This window comes from Auraticoccus monumenti (assembly GCF_900101785.1).
In the GTDB taxonomy this organism is placed as follows: domain Bacteria; phylum Actinomycetota; class Actinomycetes; order Propionibacteriales; family Propionibacteriaceae; genus Auraticoccus; species Auraticoccus monumenti.
The window spans coordinates 2,600,996-2,620,760 of record NZ_LT629688.1; the positions used below are offsets into that span (position 1 = coordinate 2,600,996).

Consider the following 19,765-nt stretch of genomic DNA (forward strand, 5'->3'; position numbering starts at 1 on the left):
GGTCGGCGGCCGTCGCAGCCGCCCTGCGACACCGCCCGCCGTCCCTGGTGGTCGACCTGGACCTGCTCGGACCGGACGCCAGCCGCCCGGTCCCCTCAGGTCGGGCTGGTGCTCTCCCCGCACGCTGGCCTGAGCGCCGGTCCGGCGGTGATGGCGCTGGGGCGGCACCGTCGACGGTGGCTGGTGGTCACCGCCGTGACGTTCCTGGTGGTGGCGCTGCTGTCGAGCGCGGCCACCTGGTTGCCCCTGGTCGGCTCCGCCGGGTAGCGCGCGGCCGCCGGGCCCTGCCCTGGTCGAGAAGTGTCGGTGGACCTTGGTTGGATGGTCGTCATGTCCGTCACCGACCCGCTCCCGCTCCGATCCTCCGACGAGCCGCCGGCCGCGCGGCTGCACGCCGACGACTTCATCGAGCTCGTGGCCGCCTCCCCGTCGTCGTACCACGCGGCCGAGGAGGGCGCCCGCCGGCTGGCGGAGGCCGGCTTCACCCAGCAGGACGAGGCCGAGGAGTGGGACGCCTCGGCCGGCGGGCACTACCTGGTCCGCGACGGCGCGCTGATGGCCTGGTGGGTGCCCGAGGGTGCCGGCCCGCGCAGCCGCTTCCGCGTGGTGGGCTCCCACACCGACTCCCCGACCTTCAAGCTCAAGCCCGACCCGCTGCTCAACCAGCAGGGCTACAGCCAGGTGGGTGTCGAGGTCTACGGCGGTCCGCTGCTCAACTCCTGGCTCGACCGCGAGCTCGGCGTGGCCGGACGCGTGGTCACCGCCGACGGCAGTGTCCACACCGTGCGCACCGGCCCCGTGATGCGGATCCCGCAGCTGGCCATCCACCTCGACCGCGGGGTCAACGACGGCCTGAAGCTGGACAAGCAGCAGCACACCGCGCCGCTGGTCGACCTCGTCGGAGGCACCTCGGTGCTCAACCTGGTGGCCGACGCCGCCGAGGTGCGCCCCCGCGACGTGGCCGGGCACGACCTCGTCGCCTACCCCACCGAGCGCGGCGGGTACTTCGGCGACTTCGGCCACTTCCTGGCCTGCTCCCGGATGGACAACCTGACGAGCGTGCACGCCTCGCTGACCGCGCTGATCGAGCTGGCGGGCTCCGGGAGCGCCTCCACCGACGTCGCGGTGCTGGCCGCCTTCGACCACGAGGAGGTCGGTTCCGGCTCCCGCAGCGGGGCAGCCGGACCCGTGCTCGAGGACGTCCTGCACCGCACGGCCCTGGCGCTGGGGGCCTCCGCTGACCAGGTGCGGGCCATGGTCAGCGGGTCGAGCTGCGTCTCCGCCGACGCCGGGCACGCCGTCCACCCCAGCTACGGGGGTCACCACGACCCGGTCAACCGGCCCATCCTCGGCGGCGGACCGCTGCTGAAGATCAACGCCAACCAGCGCTACTCCACCGACGCCGTCGGCTCGGCGCTGTGGCGTCGGGCCTGCGCCGAGGGCGGGGTGCGGACCCAGCCCTTCGTCTCCAACAACGCCATCCCCTGCGGCTCCACCATCGGCCCGCTGACCGCCACCCGGCTGGGCATGCTGGTGGTCGACGTCGGCACGCCGCTGCTGTCGATGCACTCCGCCCGCGAGATGTGCGCCACCGACGACCTCCGCGACCTCGCGCTGGCGCTGGGCGGGTACTGGCGGATGGCCTGACGCCGCCCGCCGGCGTCCGCGAGACGGGGGCTGCCCGGGGGACCCTCCGACGTCCTAGGGTCACGCTCATGAGCACCGACCCGACCGCCTCCGGCCCGACGTCCACCCCCGGCGGGACCGTGAGCGCGGGTCGTCCCCGGGCCGCGGCCCCCGGGCCCAGGCGTGCGCTGCTCGCCCTCCTGGTCGCCGTGGCCGTCGCCCTCCTCGTCTGGGCGGTGGCGGCCCTGCTGCTCGACGTGCCCCTCGAGGTGGCGCAGGGCGGTCAGCCGATGACCATCGGCGCCGTGCCGGTGATCATCGCCACCCTGGTGGCCGGACTGTTCGGGTGGGGCGTCTCCGCCCTCCTCAGCCGGGTCGCCGGCCACCGCGCCCCGCTGGTGTGGGTGGTGCTGGCCGTGCTGGGCACCGTCCTGTCCCTCGTCGGCCCGCTGACCAGCGGGGGAGAGACCTCCACCGTCACCGTGCTGGTCCTGCTCCACCTCGTCGTCGCGGCGGTGCTGATCCCCGGGCTGCGCCCCGGCTCCGGCAGCCGGGCCTGAGGGACTCCGGCAGCAGCGGCCCGGAGGAACCGTGGCACGGACCGTCGAACGCGACCGGCTGGGCGCCTGGCTGCTCAAGGCCAACCCGGCCGTGTGGGACCTGCGCGCCTTCCTCAACACGGGGGAGCGGCGGCTGACCTCCTGGGCGGTCCGACCCGGGTACCGCAGTGCGCTGATGCGCCCGGGGGACAAGGTGCTGTTCTGGGTCTCCGGGGACGGCCGCGACGGGTTGGTGCGCGGGCTCTGGGGCCTGGGCCGGCTGACCGCACCCGTCGTCCCCTGGGCCGAGGACGAGCACGGCTACTGGCACGAGGCCGCCGGTCGTGCGGGGGTCCGGGCCCGCGTCGAGCTCGACGTCGCGCTGCTCGACGAGCCGGTCGAGCACACCGAGCTGCGGATGGTCGGGGTGGACGACCTCGAGGTGCAGCGGCAGCCCTTCGCGGCCAACCCCTCCTGGGTGTCCCGGGAGCAGCTGGACCGGCTGTCGCCCCTGCTCCCGCCCTGGCCCAGCTGACCCGCGGCCTCGGCGGCGTCACTCGTGCACGGTCATCGGTGCCGGACCGACGCCGCTGTCGACGCCTGACCCGCCGCGGGCGGGTCCGAGCACGTCCGCGCCGGCTGGGACGTCGGCGAGGGCCGACTTGCCCTTGACGTCGGCGTCAGGTCCTAGCCTGACGAGCACCGGATGCACCAGGTCATCCCGAGCACGAAGGCAGGACGGACACCATGCGCGCAGCACGCTTCCACCAGTACGGCGGAGCCGAGGAGCTGGTCATCGAGGAGGCGCCCGACCCGCACCCCGGTACCGGTGAGATCCGCGTCCGCGTCACCGCGGCCAGCGTGAACCCCATCGACTGGAAGCTCCGCGCCGGTGACCTGCAGCAGGTGCTCCCGGTGCCGCTGCCCGCCATCCCGGGACGCGACGTCGCCGGCGTGGTCGACGAGATCGGCGAGGGCGTGACGGGGGTGGGCACCGGGGACCGCGTCTTCGGGCTGACCGGTGTCACCGGTGCCACCGCCGAGCTGGTCGTGCTCTCGGCCTGGGCGCTGGTCCCGGCCACGTGGAGCGACGAGCAGGGGGCGGCGGCGGCCCTGGCCTCGGTGACCGCGATGCGTGGGCTGGCCGCGCTCGGCCCGCTGGCCGGTCGGACGCTCCTGGTCGAGGGGGCCTCCGGGGGCGTGGGCAGCGCCGCGGTCGAGATCGCCGTCGCCCACGGTGCCAGAGTGATCGGTACGGCCAGCGAGCGCAACCACGGGTTCCTCAGCGACCTGGGCGCGGTCCCCACCACCTACGGTGCCGGTCTGGCCGAGCGGGTCAGCGCCCTCGCCCCGCAGGGGGTCGACGTCGTGCTGGACACCGCCTCCTCCGGCTCGCTGGACGACCTCGTCGCGCTCGTGGGCGACCCGCAGCGGGTGGCCACGGTGGCCGACCACGCGCGCGGGCAGCGGCTGGGCACGCACGTGGTCAACGCCGAGAACGACTCGTCCCTCCTCGAGGCCGCCGCCGAGCTGGGCCGTCAGGGCCGCTACACCCCCCGGATCGAGCACACCTTCCCGCTGGTGGGGATCGCCGACGCCCACGCCCACGCCGAGCGCGGCCGGACCCGGGGGAAGATCGTGGTCACCCTCTGAGCCGGCAGGTCTCGGGGCCGGTGCGCGGACCGGTCAGGAGTCCGGCCCACCGACCGGGTCGAGGCCGTCCACCACGGTCTCGGCCCGGCCGCGCCGGCACAGGTAGTCGTGCCAGACCAGCCGGGCGGCCGTCGAGCGGTGCGGGGCCCACGGCTGCCCGGCGGCCACCAGCTCCTCACCGACCAGCGCCGAGCCGGTGCCCAGGACGTCCCCGCAGCCCACCTGCAGCGCCCGGTCACCGACCGGCCACTCGTCGGGGAAGCCGCGGCAGGCCAGCAGCCACACGTCCGCCGTCCACGGCCCGATGCCGCGCAGGGCCAGCAGCGCCGCCCGGCACTCCTGCCGCGGACCGCGGGTGATCGCGTCGAAGGGGACCGACCCGTCCAGCACGCCCGCGGCCAGACCCGCCAGGTAGCCCGCCTTCTGCCGGGTGCAGCCCACCGCGCGGAGGTCGTCAAGGCTCAGCGCCGCCGTGCTCTCCACGGTCACCACACCCCCGGCCCGGGCCCGCAGACGGTCGAAGGTGGCCTTGCCCGAGGCCAGCGACACCTGCTGCTCCAGCACCAGCAGCACCAGGGTGGCGAAGCTGGGCGGCCGGTGCCAGAAACCGGGGCGTCCCCACCGCGACAGCACGGCCGCCAGCCGGGGATCGGCCTCGGCCAGCTGGTCGGTGGCCAGGGCGAACCCCTCGGCGTCGAGCTCCACGGACGTCCTCTCCCCGGTGTGTGAGGAGGCCCAGCCTGCCAGCGGCCGGTACAGTTCGCCCACGTGGCACTCACCATCGGAATCGTCGGCCTGCCCAACGCCGGCAAGTCGACCCTGTTCAACGCGCTGACCCGCAACGACGTCCTGGCGGCGAACTACCCGTTCGCCACCATCGAGCCCAACGTCGGCGTGGTGGGGGTGCCCGACGCCCGGCTGCCCGTGCTGGCCACGATCTTCTCCTCCGAGAAGATCGTCCCGGCCACCGTGTCCTTCGTCGACATCGCCGGCATCGTCAAGGGCGCCAGCCAGGGCGAGGGGATGGGCAACGCGTTCCTCTCCCACATCCGCGAGGCCGACGCCATCTGCCAGGTGACCCGGGTCTTCCGCGACGCCGACGTCACCCACGTCGACGGGGACGTGAACCCCGGCAGCGACATCGAGACCATCAGCACCGAGCTGGTGCTCGCCGACATCCAGACCCTGGAGAAGGCGGTGCCGCGGCTGGTCAAGGAGTCGCGGATGCAGAAGGACCGCGCCGCCGTGCTGGCTGCGGTCCAGCAGACCCTGGAGGTCCTCAACACCGGCAAGGGCGTCTTCGCCGCCGGGCTGGACCGCGAGCCCCTCAGGGAGTTCTTCCTGCTGACGGCCAAGCCGTTCCTCTACGTCTTCAACTGCGACTCCGACGAGCTGGAGGACGCCGAGCTGCTGCAGCGGATGCGCGACCTGGTGGCGCCGGCCGAGGCCATCTTCCTGGACGCCAAGATCGAGTCCGAGATCTCCCAGATGGAGCCCGAGGACGCCGCGGAGTTCCTGGCCGAGATGGGCATCGAGGAGCCCGGCCTGGACCACCTGGCCCGGGTCGGCTACGAGACCCTGGGTCTGCAGTCCTACCTGACCGCCGGCCCCAAGGAGTCCCGCGGCTGGACGATCAAGAAGGGCGCCACCGCCCCCGAGGCCGCCGGGGTCATCCACACCGACTTCCAGAAGGGCTTCATCAAGGCCGAGATCGTCTCCTTCGCCGACCTGGTCGCTGCCGGCTCGATGAACGCCGCCAAGGCCGCCGGCAAGGTGCGCCTGGAGGGCAAGGAGTACGTGATGGCCGACGGCGACGTGGTGGAGTTCCGCTTCAACGTCTGAACCAGCGGTGTCCGCACCGGCCGGTGACCACCGGCCGGCGGCCAGGACCAGCCGGGTGCCGGCTCAGTCGCAGCAGCTGCCGCAGCCGGAGTCCGTCTTGCGCTGCGCGGCCGCGGAGACGGCCACCGCCTGGGCTGCGACCGCTCGCGCCTGCCGCCTGGCCTCGACCTCGGCCTGCCGAGCCGGGTTGCCGAATCGTTGCTGCTTCTTATTGGGCATGGTTATCAGTATTCCTCAGCCTCGATGCGTCTGCACGAAGACCCTTGGCGTCCGCGACGCCGACGGGCTCGCGCGGACCGGCAGGGTGGCCCTTCAGCACCCGTCGGAGCACGTCGCGCCGCACCCGCAGCCGCTGCCCGCAGTGACGGCGGCCGACTCGGCCACCGGGCTGCAGCAGCTGTCGCCCCGCCAGGCCTCGAGCCCTTCCCGCACCGCCACCGCGGCGATGACCAGAGCGGCGACGGGATCAGCCCAGCTCCAGCCGAACAGGCTGTTGAGGCCGAGGCCGATCAGCAGGACACCGGACAGGTAGGTGCAGAGCAGGGTCTGCTTGGAGTCGGCGACGGCTGACCGCGAACCCAGCTCCCGACCGGCTCGCCGCTGCCCGTGGGACAGCAACGGCATCACCGCGAGGCTGACCGCGGCCAGCACCAGTCCCATCGTGGAGTGCTCGGCCTCGCCGGCTCCGAGCAGGGACCGGACGGCATCGACGGTGACGAACGCCGCCAGCCCGAAGAAGGAGAACGCGATCACCCGCAGCGCCACCCTCTCCCTGGCCTCGGGGTCCCGCCCGGCGAACTGCCACGCCACCGCGGCCGCTGAGGCGACCTCGACGATCGAGTCCAGCCCGAAGCCGATCAGCGCGGCCGAGGACGCCCGGTGGCCGGCGGTCAGCGCCAGGACGGCCTCGATCACGTTGTAGGCGATGGTGGCCGACACGAACCAGCGCACCCGCCGCGCCAGCACCGCGCGGCGAACCGGCGACGGACCCACGAGCACGCTCATGCCGGCACCACTCCGTCGGCCGCACCCGGCACCACCGTCGGCAGCTCGCCGCAGTCCGGCGACGTCCCCTCCTCGGAGCCGACACCGCCACAGCACTGCGGATCGACGACCAGCACGAGCGCCAGCAGGTCGGCCAGTGCGTGCGCGAGCCGTGGGTCGGTCAGCTCGTAGCGGGTCCGGCGACCCTCCGGGACGGCGACGACGAGGCCGCAGCCGCGGAGGCAGGTCAGGTGGTTCGAGATCGACTGCCGTGTGACACCGAACCGGTCGGCCAGGTCAGCGGGGTAGGCCGGGCCGTCCCGCAGCGTCAGCATCACCTGTGCACGGGTGGGGTCGGAGAGGGCGTGACCGAAGCGAGCCAGGGCGTCAACAGGCGTGGAGATCAGCACCCCGCTGACGGTACACCCGCGCGTGTATCCACAGCGACCTGTACTGACAGGATTCGGCCGCCCTCTGAGGTGCTCCCGCGATGCCCTCGAGTGCTGGGACTCGCCTCAGCGCCACCCTGGTAGCGTCTCGAACACATCGCACCAGCTCCGCCGGATCCCCAGTCCACGACGCACCCGCGAACCTCAGACACTCCGCACGCCGCCCGCTGGCGGACCGCAGATCGCCTGCCCGTCCGCTCGGAGCGGGACGGTCGGGCTGACGGATCAGCGGTCGACCGCGTGTCCGGTGATCATCTGGAGATGTGTGCAGAGCAGGACGAGGCCCAGCTCCACGCGGCCCCGCGAACACCGCCCGGATCCCATCAGGCGCCGGCCCTGGCTCCTGACGTCGACGCGGGGAAGCTCGCAGAAGAGGACCATCCCCATGACGATCCGATACCACCCAGCCATCCTGGATCCGAGCACCCGGTATGTGCGACTCGGGTACCTGACGCCGTCCGAGGGCGGGTACATCCTCACCGTGGGTGATCGAGCTGGCGGTGACAAGCGGGGCGTCCGGCTGACCGCGGAGTACCGCAGCCTGGTCGACTCGCTGGACCCCACCGTCGGTGACCGTGAGTTCTCGGCCGAGGAGCTGGGCCTGCTGGGATGGCTGGCTGACCAAGGGTGCATCACCCTGATGAAGGGCGACGCCGCCCTCGAGGACTTCACGGTGGTCCCGGTGCCTCGGCGGGAGATGGCCTTCGTCGAGGACCTGGACCAGGGCTGCCTCGTCCGCGTCGGCGATGACCCGCCGTTCGGCCTCTCCGAGCTCGGTGCGCGGTTCCTGCCTCTCATCGACGGGGAGAGGACGCTGGGCGAGATCGCGGAGGCCGTTAAGAAGGACGTCCTCGCTGATCCCGCGTGGCGCTCCAGCGAGCAGCAGGACGAGGAGGACGAGGTCCGAGCGTTCGAATCGTTCCTCGCGGGAGAAGCCTTCATCGCGATCCGGGACTTCACCAGGTCCGGCGGGATCTCCTTCGAGCCGGCGGCCTCGTCGTAGTCGCTCTTCGGTGCCGAGGAGCGGGTTCGGTGGTGCGGCCTGCGGTGCACCGGTCGAGGTTCTCCAGCGTCGCCCCGACGGCACAGCAGGGGACGAGGCCCGATCGGAGCAGGACACCGTCGTCCACCCGCGTGGGAGCAGGTGGCGGTGTGTCGGTCAGCAGAGCGAGGCAGACTCTCCAGTCGTGGTGCTCTCGTCGCCCCGCCTGACGCGTGGCCAGCGGGCCCGAGGGTGTTCGCACCAGTGCGGTTGGATGGGTCGGTGACCATCGCGAGTCGGAAGCCCACGGGCCGTGCAGGTGCTGATCCGACGTGGGCACCGTGACGCCGGGATCAGCGACCCCGCCTCCGTTGACGGTGGCCTTGGGGCGTGCCGGTCTCGGCGACCTCTGGTACCGCTGGTGCGACCGGCGACGGGACTGGTCGAGCGAGGCGACGGGGGCCTACGAGCAGGACTCGTTGCTCACCGAGCACGGGGGATACACCGCACTCCCGATCGGCGAGTTCATGCAGGCCTACCGCACCGCCGGGGCGACCGTCACCCGTGGGAGCCGGCTGGGCGACCCTCGCCACCGTTCCTTCACGGTCGAGGTGGGGGAGGGACCGGTGCTGGTGGGTCTGGCCGTCCTGCTCGGTCGCGGCCTCAACTCGCAGGAGTGCTCCTCGTGGGTGGAGGTCGACGGCGTGCGCCAGGCAGAGCCGGTGAGGCTGCACGCGGTCGCGCGCGACCTCCGGCTCTCCCGCGACGAGACCGTCCCAGGACCCGACGGCCCCTACCCGAGGCCCATCATCAGCAGCCGCAGCCACCTGGAGGTCTCGTCGCGGGAGATCGTCGCCCTGATCGCCGACGTCGCCGGCGCCTGGCCGCCGGTGGAGTGACGGCTGGACGACGTCGTCCTCGCCCGACCTCTGACACGACGACGAGGTGCCCACCCTTGCCGTCACGCGGTGCCACGATGAGGGCGTGGACGTCTTCAGCGCGATCGCCGACGAGCGTCGCGGCATGGCCGACCTGCTGTCGGGGCTCACCGACGAGCAGTTCCGGACCCAGAGCCTGTGCAGCGGGTGGAGCGTGCAGGAGGTGGCGGCGCACCTCGTCGTCCCCCTCGAGGTGAGCACCCCCAGGTTCGTGCTGGCCATCATGGGCGCCGGGGGGAGCTTCGACCGGGCCAACACCCGTCTGGCACGACAGCACGGGCAGCGACCGGTCGGCGATCTCGTCGAGGTGCTGCGGCGGAGGGCCGGCTCGAGGTGGACGCCTCCGGGCGCGGGTCCGGAGGCCCCGCTCACCGACCTGCTGGTGCACGGCCTCGACATCCGCTGGCCCCTGCAGCTCAGCCGTCGGCTCCCGGCCGAGCGGGCGTGCGCCTCTCTCACCTTCCTCACCACCCGGGCCGGTCGCGGGCTCACCCCGAAGGGTGCGCTGGACGGGTTGCGGTTCGAGGCCGAGGACGTCGACTGGTCCCACGGCGACGGGCCCGCGGTCCGGGGGAGTGCGGAGTCGGTGCTGCTGGCCATGACGGGCCGCACCGTGGCACTCGACCACCTGACCGGCGAGGGATCGGCGACGTTGCGAGCACGGCTGGCGTGAGGCCTGCTGGCGTCGTGCACGACGACGCGCCCATCGGCGACCGCGGACGGCAGCCGAGGACGCCCTGCCGTGTGCGCGGCCTCCGGCGTCGACCCGCAGCCGTCACCGCCGGCGCTGCTCCGCCAGCCAGGTGTGGTTGACGATCGCCCGGGTCACCGCCTCGCGGTAGCTCGCCCCGTCCGACCCCTGCAGCAGGTCCCGCTGGTGGTAGGGCGACTCCTCCCGGTGCGGCGACCCGTCGTGGATGCGGCTGGCGAGGCGTGCGACGTGGTCCCGACCGCCGGTGCGGTAGGCCTCGCGCTCGGAGTCGTCCAGGCGGATCAGGGCGGAGTCGTCGGCCATCGAGCTGATCACGTACCTGGCTTGGAGGTAGAGGACGTCCTGCTGCTCCAGCAGGAACCATGCCCCCGGCTCGTGGTCCAGGTAGTGCATCGCCTCGCGCTCCTCGGCGATGCGGGCGGTGTCGCCCCACTGCTCGACCGGCGGGATGGCTCCGAGCGGTCGCCGGCGCGCGTCGTTCAGGACCGCGTAGGTGAAGGTCGGCGGGGAGTCCTGGAGCAGGGCGAAGCAGATGATCCGCCGGCACGTGGTGCAGGTGAGCTGGCTCTCCACCCGCGCCATCAGGCCCGAGGCGTGCAGCGGCCGCAGGTCGGCGAGCCGGACCCAGTGGGCGTCCTCGGTCACCAGCCCGGCGGTGAGCGCCGCGGTGAGGGAGGCGGTGGTGGCCGCCACGTCGAACCCGCCGGTCGGGTCGCTGCTGCGGACCAGCAGGTCGCTGCAGCTGGGGCAGTCGTCGTCCTCGGGGCGGCAGGTGAGACCGGGCTTCTCCGCGGTGACGGTGATGCTCTCGAGGTTGCCCGGGTCGTTCCACCCGCGGTCCTCGGTGAACGTCAACCGTGCGTACCCGCCGTCGAGGGCGAGGTACGGGGAGCCGAACCCGGCGAGGTGCCGGGGCGCCTCCAGGGCCGTCGTCAGCTGGTCGAGGGTCGCGTCGTCGTCGACGCCGTCGATCCAGTCCGGGAGGTGGAGCCCACTCGTGAGGGCCGACGTCGGCCGCAGGTGCAGGAGCACGGCCGCGACGGCGTCGTCGTGCAGGATGATCTCCCCGCCCGAGGCGAACAGCAGCCGTCGGGACCGGTAGCCGGGCTCGCCCACCAGCCGTTCGCCCACCACCACCGGCTCACCCCCGAAGGCCTCCGCCAGCCGGCGTGCGGCGGGTTCCGCCTCGGGCCCGCGCAGGACCTCCAGGACCACGGGCAGCCGGCTGCTGGTTCTCCATCGCTCCACCCGAGGATGGTCCCACCGGGGTGGTCCGCTCCGGTCCGCCCTGCGACGCCTCCGCACGACGGCGCGGCCACCGGCGGCGTGCGACGCCGCCGGCTGATCGGGCACGAGGTCGGGTGGCCCGACGCGAACCTGGGTAGAGCACCTCGTGTGTCCTCACCTCGTAGCTGGTCCCGGTCCCGCCGTGAGGCCTGGGCGCAGGACCTGCTCGACCGGTTGACGCCGGCGATGAGCGCGCTCGGGGTGCTGTTCCTCCTCGTCGTGCTGGGTGAGCAGCTGACGCGGCCGGACAGCGCCGTCGGGACGGCCCTCACCATCGTCGGGTGGCTGCTGTGGGCGGTCTTCGCCGCCGAGTTCGGTGCGCGGATGGTGGTCGCCCCCAGCACCAGCCGGTTCCTGAGGCGGAACTGGTGGCAGCTGCTGTTCCTGGTGCTGCCGTTCCTGCGGGTGCTGCGCCTGGTCCGGGCCATCCGGGTGCTGCGGACCGGGCGGGTGCTGTCCTCCACGGTCCGCTCGTCCCGCTCGGTCCGCCAGGTCCTCGGAGGGCGGGTGGCGTGGCTGGCGGTGGTGACGGCCATCACGGTCCTGGCCAGCAGCCAGCTGCTCTACGGCTTCGGCAGCTACCCGACCTACGGCGGCGCCCTGCACGCCACCGCCCTGGCCGCCATCACCGGAGAACCGCTGGGGCGCCCCGACCCCTTCGCCCAGGTCCTGGAGGTGGTCCTGGCCGTCTTCTCGGTCGTCGTCTTCGCCACCCTGGCCGGCACGCTCGGGGCCTACTTCCTGGTCGGCACGGACCCGCGTCGCGACGCGGCCCAGCCGGGCGTCGACGGCGCCGGCCCGGGCCCGGTGGCTGCTGCCGACGACCGCTGATGTCAGGGTGGTCCATGCTCTTCGACACCTGGTACGACCTGCTCCGCATCCTCGCGATGGGGGTGGCGGCCTACGTCGCCCTGCTGCTCCTCCTGCGTGTCTCGGGGAAGCGGACGCTGTCCAAGCTCAACGCCTTCGACTTCGTCATCACGGTCGCGCTGGGCTCGACCCTGGCCACGGTCCTCCTCTCCAGCACCGTCTCCCTCGCCGAGGGGCTGCTCGCCCTGGCCCTGCTCGTCGCGCTGCAGTGGGGGGTGGCGTTCGCCTCCTCACGCAGCCGGCGGGTGGAGCGCCTGGTCAAGACCGAGCCGGCCCTGCTCTACCGCCAGGGGTTCCTGACGGGCGCCATGCGCAGGGAGCGGGTGACCGCGGACGAGCTGCGACAGGCGGCTCGTGCCTCGGGTCACGCGGACCTCGAGGAGGTCGCCGCCGTCGTCCTGGAGACCGACGGCACGCTGAGCGTCCTGACCAGCGCACCCGCCTCGTTGCAGGGGGCACCGCAGCCCGGGGACGACCCCGCCTGAGGCGCGACCCGGGGCCCTCCACCCACCGGGCGGCATCGCCGTTCCACGTCCCGCGGGACGCGCGGCCCGGACCACGGGTGGGTGGGAAGATGCGGCAGTAGGTGCCGTCGACCCCAGATCGGATCTCCATGCGCAGCACACCTGCCCAGCGACGCCCGCTCTTCCCCCGTGGCTCCTGGCGAGAGGTGTCACGGATCGGGACGGTCCTGCAGCGGGAGACCGTCGGCGGGTCGTTGCTGCTCGCCGCCACCGTGGTCGCGCTGGTCTGGGCCAACTCGCCGTGGTCGTCGGCCTACAGCGACCTCCGGGACCTCACCGTCGGCCCGGACGCCCTCCACCTGCACCTGAGTCTGGGCACCTGGGCCGCCGACGGGTTGCTCGCGATCTTCTTCTTCGTCGCCGGTCTCGAGCTCAAGCGCCAGTTCGTGGCCGGTGACCTCCGGGACCCGCGTCGCGCCGCCGTGCCCGTCGTGGCCGCGGTGGGTGGGATGGCGGTGCCGGCGCTGCTGTTCACGCTGGTCAACCTCCGCGCCGGCGGTGACGCCCTGCAGGGGTGGGCCATCCCCACGGCCACCGACATCGCCTTCGCGCTCGCCGTCCTGGCCGTGGTCTCCACCCACCTGCCGGCCGGTCTGCGGACCTTCCTGCTCACCCTCGCCGTGGTCGACGACCTGCTGGCCATCACCATCATCGCCATCTTCTACACCCGCGAGCTGCACCCGCTGCTCCTGCTGCTCGCCCTGGTGCCGCTGGCCCTGTTCGGGCTGCTGGTGCAGAAGCGGGTCCGGTCGTGGTGGCTGCTCATCCCGCTCGCCGTGCTCACCTGGTCGCTGGTGCACGCCTCCGGGGTGCACGCCACGGTCGCGGGCGTGCTGCTGGCCTTCACCGTCCCCGTCCTCCGCAGCCAGGCCGCCGGGGGACCCGAGGCCGGGCCGGGCATGGCCGAGCACCTCGAGCACAAGGTCCGGCCGCTGTCGGCCGGGTTCGCGGTGCCCGTCTTCGCCTTCTTCGCCGCCGGCGTCACCGTCGGCGGGTTCTCCGGGCTCGCCGACGCACTCTCCGACACCGTCGCGCTGGGCATCGTCGTGGGTCTGGTCGCGGGCAAGACGATCGGTGTCCTCGGTGCCACCTTCCTGATGTCCCGCTTCACCAGGGCGACCCTGGACGAGGGCCTTCGCTGGGTCGACGTGCTCGGCCTCGCGGTCCTCGCCGGGATCGGCTTCACCGTGTCCCTGCTGATCGGCGACCTCGCCTACGGCGCGGGCAGCGAGCGGGACGAGCACGTCAAGGTGGGGGTCCTGGTGGGGTCCCTGACCGCCGCGCTCGTCGCCGCAGTCATCCTGCGCCTCCGCAACCGCACCTACCGCCGCCTCTGCGCCGAGGAGGAGCACGACACCGACAGCGACGGCGTCCCCGACGTCTACGAGACCGACGCCCACCGCTGAGCTCCGACGGCCTGCTCCGAACACCCCCCGCGACCCGGCGACCGGGGGTAGGTTCGGAGCGGAAGACCACCACGTGATGGAAGGCGCCGATGCTGCAGTTCAGATCCGTCGTGCGGACCGACGTCGGGGTGCGGAACCACAACGAGGACTCCGCCTTCGCCGGTTCCTCGCTGCTCATGGTCGCCGACGGGGTGGGTGGGGCCGCCGCCGGGGAGATCGCCTCGTCGAGCGCCACCTACGTCGCCAGCGCGGCCGCGCTGATGGAGGGCAGGAGGGTCGCCGCCGCCGAGCTGCTGACGCGGGCCCTGACCTTCGCCAACCGCCAGATCCACACCGACGCGACCGACCGCGCCGATCGGCACCGGATGGCGACCACGGCCACCGCCGTCCTCAGCGACGGCCTCACCGTCGCCCTCGGCCACGTGGGCGACTCCAGGGCCTACCGGTTCCGGGCCGGACGCCTCACCCAGCTCACCCGTGACGACAGCCTGCTGCAGGAGATGCTCGACGCCGGCGTGGTGCGACCCGAGGACGCCCGCAGCTACCCCCACCGCAACGTCATCACCCGCTCGCTCGGCCAGGACGAGGACGTCGAGCTGGTGATCACCCCACTGGAGCTGGTGGCCGGTGACCGGCTGCTGCTGTGCAGCGACGGGGTCACCGACGTCCTCGAGGACGTCCAGCTCGCGGACGCCCTGACCCTGGACCTCGACGCGGCCGCCGAGCGCGTCGTGGCCGAGGCGCTGGCCCTGGGCAGCCGCGACAACATCACCTGCGTGGTGGCCGAGGTGGTGGACCGGGAGTGGGTCAGGCCCTGGGGGACCGTGGCCGGGGCGGGCTGGGACCCGACCAACCTGATCGACGCTGCAGCGGTTCGCTGGGGCGCCGGCTCCGGCCCCGGGACGGTGCTGACCGGCCGATGAGCACCGCGGCACCCGGGCCCCTGCCCCAGGGGCCACCCGGCCCGGAGCACCAGCACGGGGACCGCGTCGAGTACGTGGCCGCACCCGTCTTCGACGGGCTCGTCCGCACCGGCGACGTCGGCGTCGTCACGTCCGAGCAGGACGGCTGGGTCCACGCCGAGTGGCCACGAGGAGGCGTGCACAGCGTGCCGAGCGGTCACGTGCGGAAGCTGGAGCGTTCCCGGTAACCGCTCCCCGCTGTCCCCGCCCGCGGGTCCGCGGTGGAAACCACGTCCTGCACGGAGCTCGCCAGGTCCCCGGTCCGCTGGTGGCGGCAGGGGCCGAGACGGAGGTGTCAGAGGGCGTAGCCCCCGGAGACCTGCAGGTCCTCCCCGGTGATCCAGGCCGCGTCGTCGGAGACCAGGAAGGCGATCACGCGACCGATGTCCTCCGGCTCCCCGATGCGACCCAGGGCGGTCTTGGCCGCGAGCCCCTCGATGATGGCGGGGAAGCGCTCGAACGCGTCGTCACCGAGACGGGTCCGGGTCGGTCCGGGGGAGATCGAGTTCACGCGGATGGAGCGGTGGCTCAGCTCCTTGGCCAGGAAGCGGGTCGCGACGACCAGCGCGCCCTTCATGGCGGCGTAGCCGGAGTAGCCCGGCTCGGTGTCCCCGGGTCGCGCCGAGCTGCTGGAGGTCATCAGGACCGCGCCGCCGTCGGCGAGCAGGGGGAGCAGCGTCTGGGTGAGGAAGTACGGTCCCCGCAGCAGCACCCGGTAGTAGCGGTCGAAGGCGTCCTCGGTCATCTCCTCGAAGGCGACGCCGCCACCGAAACCTGCGTTGTTGACGAGCGCCTGCACCCGCTGCGTGCCCCACTCGCTCTCCAGGACGCTGGACAACGCCGCCCTGAACTCGGGAAAGGTCTCGCTCCGCCCGACGTCGAGGGGCAGGGCCACCGCGCTGCCGCCCGCCGCACGGATCGTCGCGACCGTCTCCTCAGCTCCTGCGGGGCGGGAGTTGTAGGTGACCACGACCCCGGAGCCCCGGGCTGCGATCTCCACGGCGGCCCCGCGTCCGATCCCGGCGCTGGCACCCGTCACCACGACGACGGACTTCTCATCTCGCTGTTCGCTCATGCCTCCAGACAACCGTCTGACCGACCCGGGGTGTGAGGGCAGACCGGTCGACTTCTTGCCTGATCCTGCCGTTCCCGGCCCGCCTGGGGTGCTCCCCTCGCGGTGGGGGTGCTTCAATCGCCGCATGTCCTTCGACGAGCTCCGAGGGCTCCTCGCGGCGCGTGCGTCCCGAGGGGTCACCCGGACGGCCATCGACGGGGTCCTCGTGTCGCGCGTGGACGGCCCCGGGGCGCAGGACGAGTCGATGTCGGGCACGATCCTGGCGGTGGTGGCGCAGGGCGCCAAGCGGCTCTCGGTCGGCACGACGGTGCACGACTACGGACCGGGCCAGTACCTCGTCGCATCGGTCGACCTCCCCGTGTCCGGTCAGTTCGTCGACGCCACACCGCAGGAGCCGGCCCTCGGCTTCGGCCTCGAGCTGCGCCCGGAGGCCGTGGCCGAGCTCATGCTGGGCCCTGCGGCGGAGGGCTTCGGACGTCCGGGCCGGGACGGGTCGTCCCCTGCAGCGATCGCGGTCGGCCGGGTCTCGGCGAGGTTGCTCGACGCGACGATCCGGATGCTCCGGCTGCTCGACCACCCGCGGGACATCCCGGTGCTCGCCCCGATGATCGAGCGCGAGATCCTCTGGCTGGTCATGACGGGGGAGCAGGGGGCGACGGTGCGCCAGCTGGGGCTCCCGGACAGCAGCCTGAGCCGCGTGCGGCACGTCGTCCGGTGGACCCGCGAGAACTTCGCGGTGCCGGTGCGCGTGGACGAGCTCGCCCAGCTGGCCAGGATGAGCCCGTCCGCCTTCCACCGGGCCTTCCACGCCGTGACCGCGATGAGCCCGATCCAGTACCAGAAGAAGATCCGGCTGCAGGAGGCTCGGCTGCGACTGGTGGCCGACCCCGGCGGGATCGGCGCGGTGGCCTACGCGGTGGGGTACGAGAGCCCCTCGCAGTTCAGTCGCGAGTACCGCCGCGAGTTCGGCCTCCCCCCGAGCCAGGACGTCGCCAGACTCCGCGCGGCCGCCCCGTGACGACGTCCCCGCCGGCTCGACGCAGCACGGGGCCTCGAGAGAGGGCACCCGCTGAGGCCTACCCTGCAGCATGGGGCTGCGGCAGAAGGTCTGGCACGGGTGCTACGAGCTGATGGCCCGGCGCATCGACCGGCCCGAGTGGGCCTTCATGAACTACGGGTTCGCACCCCTGGGTGCCAGCACCCCGCGCACGCTGGAGCCGGAGGACGAGCTCGACCGGTTCTGCATCCAGCTCTACGACCGGACCGTCACCGCCGACCTGACGGGGCTCGACGTCCTGGAGGTCGGCTGCGGCCGTGGTGGCGGCGTCAGCTTCCTGAGCCGCTACCGGGGCCCGCGGTCCACGACCGGGGTCGACCTGTCCGCCGCGGCCGTCGACCTCTGCACCCGGGACCGCCGTGGTCCCGGGCTGCGGTTCGCCGTCGGGGACGCCCAGGACCTGCCCTTCCCCGACGCCTCGTTCGACGTCGTGGTGAGCGTCGAGTCCTCGCACTGCTACGACTCGGTGCCGACGTTCCTGGCGGAGGTGCGTCGGGTGCTGCGTCCCGGTGGCCGCTTCTTCTGGGCCGACCTGCGTCCGGCGGCCGACGTCGCGCGGACCCGGGCGCAGCTGCAGGGCTCGGGCATGGTCGTCGAGGACGAGCAGGAGATCACCGCCGAGGTGGTGCACGCCCTCGACCTGGACAGCGAGCGGAAGCTGGGTCTGGTCCGGGCCTGGGTGCCGCGGCTGGCCCACCCCCTCTTCGCGCGGTTCGCGGCGCTGGAGGGCAGCCGCAGCCACCGCGCCTTCCAGGAGCGGCGGACCCGCTACCTCACGGCGTCGCTGTCCGTCCCTGCCGCTGCGGCACCCTCCGAGGAGGGCCTGCGGTGACGTCCGGTGGGGTACCAGCGGGCCGACCGGACGACCCTCGGGCGGGCTGCGGGAGATGGTCGGACGGGCCCGGACACCGGGGAGCGCTCTGGTGTGCGAGAACTGTCGGTGCGGCGTCGTAGGGTCACAGGTGTGATCCGACGATGAGCAAGGTCGACGCCCAGCGGGCGATGCGTGAAGCCAACTACGCCCGGAGGCACGCCGGCGACGCCGCCCGCCGGGTGACGCCAGCAGCAGCCGACGAGGGACCGGTCGTGCCGACCGCCCGCCCGAGGAGCACCGCACGGGCAGTGGCCGCGGAGGCCGTCAGCCCCGCCGCGGAGGCCGTCAGCCCCGCGGTGGAGGTCGAGCGGTGCGGGCACCAGTCCATGAACGGGCGGTCCTGCACCCGCGAGGCGGCCCACCCCGAGAAGAGCCACCGCTACAGCTGAGCGGGGGAGCTCTAACGGCCGGCGTCGCCGACCGAGGTGCGACGTCGCCGCCGGTGTCGCGGCGGATCCGGCCCGGCGAGCCTGAGCTCGGGCCACCACCCGTCAGCTCAGGACGTCGACGAGGGGTGCCGACGTGGGAAGGTCGTGCCGGTCAGCTCCTCCGAGACCTCCCACAGCCGTCGCGCCACTCCGAGGTCCCGGGCCCTGGCGGCCCGACCGACCAGGGTGGGCGCACCCCGGATCTCCATGAACCCGTTCGGGCCCAGGTAGCTGTTGCCGGGGACGTCGGCGGTGGCGGCGTGGAGCACCGGGCGGGCCCCCTCCTCCTCGCTTTGGGCGACCAACCTGAGCACGGCCCCGCCCAGGCGTGCCCGGAGGGTGTCCTGCTGGGGTCGGAACAGGTTCGTGACCGAGATCCCGGGGTGCGCCGCGGTGGCGATGACCGGCGACCCGGTCTCGCCGAGTCGCCGCTGGAGCTCGGCGGTGAACAGGAGGTTGGCCAGCTTCGACTGCCCGTACGCCGGGTTCGCGCGGTAGGGCCTCCGTTCCCAGTTGAGGTCGGTGAGGTCGAGGGAGCCGAGCCGGTGGGCCTGCGAGGACACGGTCACCACCCGACCCCGGATCTGGGGCAGCAGCAGGTTCGTCAGCGCGAAGTGCCCGAGGTGGTTGGTGCCGAGCTGCAGCTCGAAGCCGTCGACCGTGCGGGAGAGGGGCGGGAGCGACAGACCGGCGTTGTTGATCAGCACGTCGACCGGCTCCGTCAGCTCCGCCACGAACCGGGCCACCGAGGAGAGGTCGGCGAGGTCCAGCCGGCGGACCACGACGTCCCCCGCCATCGTCGACGCCGCCTCGCGGCCCTTGGCGAGGTCACGCACCGCGAGCACCACGCGCGCGCCCCGCTCGGCGAGCACGCGCGCGGTGACGCGACCGATGCCGCTGTTCGCGCCGGTGACGACGACGGTGCGTCCTGCGGCGGGAGGGACGTCCGCCGCGGAGGACGCCGCCATCAGCCGACCACGTCGGTGCGGGGGACCGACGGCTGCGCAGCGGCTCCGGCGCCGACCGCGTCCTGGAAGACCCCGAAGTTGCCGGTCATCCACACCGGAGTCAGCCTCACCGCACTCATCCGCCATCCCTCCGGGGTGCGCTGGAACCGGTTCGTGTAGTAGCCGTGCACGACCGAGTCGCTGTCCCCGGTGGGGTTGGGGAGGTGGTGACTGGCTCGCACGTAGGCGACGCCGGTGGCGTGGTCCTCGTCGTGGAACGTGATGACCTGGTTGGTGATCATGTGCTGGGTCGCGGTGAAGGACTCCATCCGTGGCGCGGTCCCCGCGACCCAGTCGTCGGCCGCGAGACGGGTGGCGGGCTGACCGAACCCGGCGCTGAAGTCGACCTCCACCTCGTCGGTGAAGCAGCTGCGGAAGAGCTCCCAGTCGTGGGAGTCCGTCCCCGTGGCGTAGCGGAGCTGGACGTCGGTGATCTCAGCGCGGTCCATCAGCCGCCGGAGCGCCACCGAGTCGATGGGTGTTTCATGTGACGTTGTCATGTAAACCACTGTGGACAACTCATGTGACGTTGTCAACTAGAGTCTGGGCA

Annotated in this window: 25 protein-coding genes; 17 read left to right on the forward strand and 8 right to left on the reverse strand. The window is 73.0% G+C overall.

The genetic code is table 11. The annotated features are described in order from the left end of the window. Window positions 1-108 precede the first annotated feature (108 nt). From BLT52_RS20845 to BLT52_RS12065, 5 genes are all read left to right on the forward strand, one after another. Window positions 109-267, forward strand: coding sequence for a hypothetical protein (locus BLT52_RS20845; protein WP_157677106.1), 159 nt, complete (start codon window positions 109-111; stop codon window positions 265-267). A 63-nt stretch (window positions 268-330) separates the two neighbouring features. Continuing rightward, window positions 331-1,647: a M18 family aminopeptidase gene (locus BLT52_RS12050; RefSeq protein WP_090596686.1), complete on the forward strand. Its 1,317-nt coding sequence runs from the start codon at window positions 331-333 to the stop codon at window positions 1,645-1,647. Between the two features lie 68 nt (window positions 1,648-1,715). Continuing rightward, entirely contained in the window at window positions 1,716-2,186 is a 471-nt protein-coding gene (locus BLT52_RS12055; protein ID WP_090593917.1) for a DUF6069 family protein, read from the forward strand. A gap of 31 nt (window positions 2,187-2,217) precedes the next feature. Next, entirely contained in the window at window positions 2,218-2,700 is a 483-nt protein-coding gene (locus tag BLT52_RS12060; RefSeq protein WP_090593919.1) for an EVE domain-containing protein, read from the forward strand. Window positions 2,701-2,912: 212 nt separating this feature from the next. Beyond that, window positions 2,913-3,818, forward strand: a complete 906-nt coding sequence (locus BLT52_RS12065) for an NADP-dependent oxidoreductase (RefSeq protein WP_090593921.1) — start codon at window positions 2,913-2,915, stop codon at window positions 3,816-3,818. Window positions 3,819-3,851: 33 nt separating this feature from the next. On the opposite strand, the gene BLT52_RS12070 is transcribed toward BLT52_RS12065, so the two are convergent. Further along, window positions 3,852-4,523, reverse strand: coding sequence for a DNA-3-methyladenine glycosylase family protein (locus BLT52_RS12070; RefSeq protein ID WP_157677107.1), 672 nt, complete (start codon window positions 4,521-4,523; stop codon window positions 3,852-3,854). A gap of 63 nt (window positions 4,524-4,586) precedes the next feature. On the opposite strand from BLT52_RS12070, the gene ychF reads away from it, so the two are divergent. Further along, window positions 4,587-5,660, forward strand: a complete 1,074-nt coding sequence (gene ychF, locus BLT52_RS12075) for a redox-regulated ATPase YchF (RefSeq protein ID WP_090593924.1) — start codon at window positions 4,587-4,589, stop codon at window positions 5,658-5,660. A gap of 63 nt (window positions 5,661-5,723) precedes the next feature. Here ychF and BLT52_RS20850 read toward each other — a convergent pair whose 3' ends face one another. The 3 genes from BLT52_RS20850 to BLT52_RS12085 all read right to left on the reverse strand — a co-directional run bounded on the left by BLT52_RS20850 (window position 5,724) and on the right by BLT52_RS12085 (window position 7,054). After that, entirely contained in the window at window positions 5,724-5,879 is a 156-nt protein-coding gene (locus BLT52_RS20850) for a hypothetical protein (RefSeq protein ID WP_157677108.1), read from the reverse strand. Window positions 5,880-5,972: 93 nt separating this feature from the next. Then, complete coding sequence (locus BLT52_RS12080) at window positions 5,973-6,665, reverse strand: cation transporter (RefSeq protein WP_090593926.1); 693 nt, start codon at window positions 6,663-6,665, stop codon at window positions 5,973-5,975. Further along, complete coding sequence (locus BLT52_RS12085; protein ID WP_090593928.1) at window positions 6,662-7,054, reverse strand: ArsR/SmtB family transcription factor; 393 nt, start codon at window positions 7,052-7,054, stop codon at window positions 6,662-6,664. Before BLT52_RS12085 ends, BLT52_RS12080 begins: the two co-directional genes overlap by 4 nt. Window positions 7,055-7,478: 424 nt before the next feature. On the opposite strand from BLT52_RS12085, the gene BLT52_RS12090 reads away from it, so the two are divergent. The 3 genes from BLT52_RS12090 to BLT52_RS12100 all read left to right on the forward strand — a co-directional run bounded on the left by BLT52_RS12090 (window position 7,479) and on the right by BLT52_RS12100 (window position 9,686). Then, entirely contained in the window at window positions 7,479-8,096 is a 618-nt protein-coding gene (locus tag BLT52_RS12090) for a hypothetical protein (protein ID WP_090593930.1), read from the forward strand. A gap of 350 nt (window positions 8,097-8,446) precedes the next feature. Continuing rightward, window positions 8,447-8,974 (forward strand): hypothetical protein, encoded by a 528-nt coding sequence (locus BLT52_RS12095; protein WP_157677109.1) that lies wholly within the window; start codon window positions 8,447-8,449, stop codon window positions 8,972-8,974. A gap of 85 nt (window positions 8,975-9,059) precedes the next feature. Continuing rightward, complete coding sequence (locus tag BLT52_RS12100) at window positions 9,060-9,686, forward strand: maleylpyruvate isomerase family mycothiol-dependent enzyme (RefSeq protein ID WP_197679020.1); 627 nt, start codon at window positions 9,060-9,062, stop codon at window positions 9,684-9,686. A 102-nt stretch (window positions 9,687-9,788) separates the two neighbouring features. Here the strand turns inward: BLT52_RS12100 and BLT52_RS12105 are convergent, their stop codons facing one another. Continuing rightward, window positions 9,789-10,973: a hypothetical protein gene (locus tag BLT52_RS12105; protein ID WP_157677110.1), complete on the reverse strand. Its 1,185-nt coding sequence runs from the start codon at window positions 10,971-10,973 to the stop codon at window positions 9,789-9,791. Window positions 10,974-11,120: 147 nt separating this feature from the next. Between BLT52_RS12105 and BLT52_RS12110 the strand changes: the two genes are divergently transcribed. The 5 genes from BLT52_RS12110 (at window position 11,121) to BLT52_RS12130 (ending at window position 14,962) form a co-directional block, all read left to right on the forward strand. Continuing rightward, window positions 11,121-11,843, forward strand: a complete 723-nt coding sequence (locus BLT52_RS12110; protein ID WP_197679021.1) for a hypothetical protein — start codon at window positions 11,121-11,123, stop codon at window positions 11,841-11,843. 14 nt (window positions 11,844-11,857) lie between these two features. Further along, window positions 11,858-12,367, forward strand: a complete 510-nt coding sequence (locus BLT52_RS12115) for a DUF421 domain-containing protein (RefSeq protein WP_090596689.1) — start codon at window positions 11,858-11,860, stop codon at window positions 12,365-12,367. A 128-nt stretch (window positions 12,368-12,495) separates the two neighbouring features. Beyond that, window positions 12,496-13,812 (forward strand): Na+/H+ antiporter NhaA, encoded by a 1,317-nt coding sequence (nhaA, locus tag BLT52_RS12120; protein WP_090593935.1) that lies wholly within the window; start codon window positions 12,496-12,498, stop codon window positions 13,810-13,812. Window positions 13,813-13,901: 89 nt separating this feature from the next. Continuing rightward, window positions 13,902-14,735, forward strand: a complete 834-nt coding sequence (locus BLT52_RS12125; RefSeq protein ID WP_090593937.1) for a PP2C family protein-serine/threonine phosphatase — start codon at window positions 13,902-13,904, stop codon at window positions 14,733-14,735. Further along, entirely contained in the window at window positions 14,732-14,962 is a 231-nt protein-coding gene (locus tag BLT52_RS12130) for a hypothetical protein (RefSeq protein WP_090593939.1), read from the forward strand. The genes BLT52_RS12125 and BLT52_RS12130 overlap by 4 nt, the downstream gene beginning before the upstream one ends. Before the next feature lie 107 nt (window positions 14,963-15,069). On the opposite strand, the gene BLT52_RS12135 is transcribed toward BLT52_RS12130, so the two are convergent. Next, window positions 15,070-15,849 carry an SDR family NAD(P)-dependent oxidoreductase gene (locus tag BLT52_RS12135; protein ID WP_090593941.1) on the reverse strand — a complete coding sequence of 260 codons (780 nt, stop codon included), beginning with the start codon at window positions 15,847-15,849 and terminating at the stop codon, window positions 15,070-15,072. A gap of 124 nt (window positions 15,850-15,973) precedes the next feature. Between BLT52_RS12135 and BLT52_RS12140 the strand changes: the two genes are divergently transcribed. From BLT52_RS12140 to BLT52_RS12150, 3 genes are all read left to right on the forward strand, one after another. Then, window positions 15,974-16,867 (forward strand): AraC family transcriptional regulator, encoded by an 894-nt coding sequence (locus BLT52_RS12140; RefSeq protein WP_090593942.1) that lies wholly within the window; start codon window positions 15,974-15,976, stop codon window positions 16,865-16,867. A 70-nt stretch (window positions 16,868-16,937) separates the two neighbouring features. Continuing rightward, window positions 16,938-17,738, forward strand: coding sequence for a class I SAM-dependent methyltransferase (locus BLT52_RS12145; RefSeq protein WP_090593944.1), 801 nt, complete (start codon window positions 16,938-16,940; stop codon window positions 17,736-17,738). A gap of 143 nt (window positions 17,739-17,881) precedes the next feature. Next, window positions 17,882-18,169, forward strand: coding sequence for a hypothetical protein (locus BLT52_RS12150; RefSeq protein ID WP_090593946.1), 288 nt, complete (start codon window positions 17,882-17,884; stop codon window positions 18,167-18,169). A 107-nt stretch (window positions 18,170-18,276) separates the two neighbouring features. Here BLT52_RS12150 and BLT52_RS12155 read toward each other — a convergent pair whose 3' ends face one another. After that, window positions 18,277-19,176: an oxidoreductase gene (locus BLT52_RS12155; protein ID WP_090593948.1), complete on the reverse strand. Its 900-nt coding sequence runs from the start codon at window positions 19,174-19,176 to the stop codon at window positions 18,277-18,279. Continuing rightward, entirely contained in the window at window positions 19,176-19,664 is a 489-nt protein-coding gene (locus tag BLT52_RS12160; RefSeq protein WP_197679022.1) for a nuclear transport factor 2 family protein, read from the reverse strand. Before BLT52_RS12160 ends, BLT52_RS12155 begins: the two co-directional genes overlap by 1 nt. Window positions 19,665-19,765 lie beyond the last annotated feature (101 nt).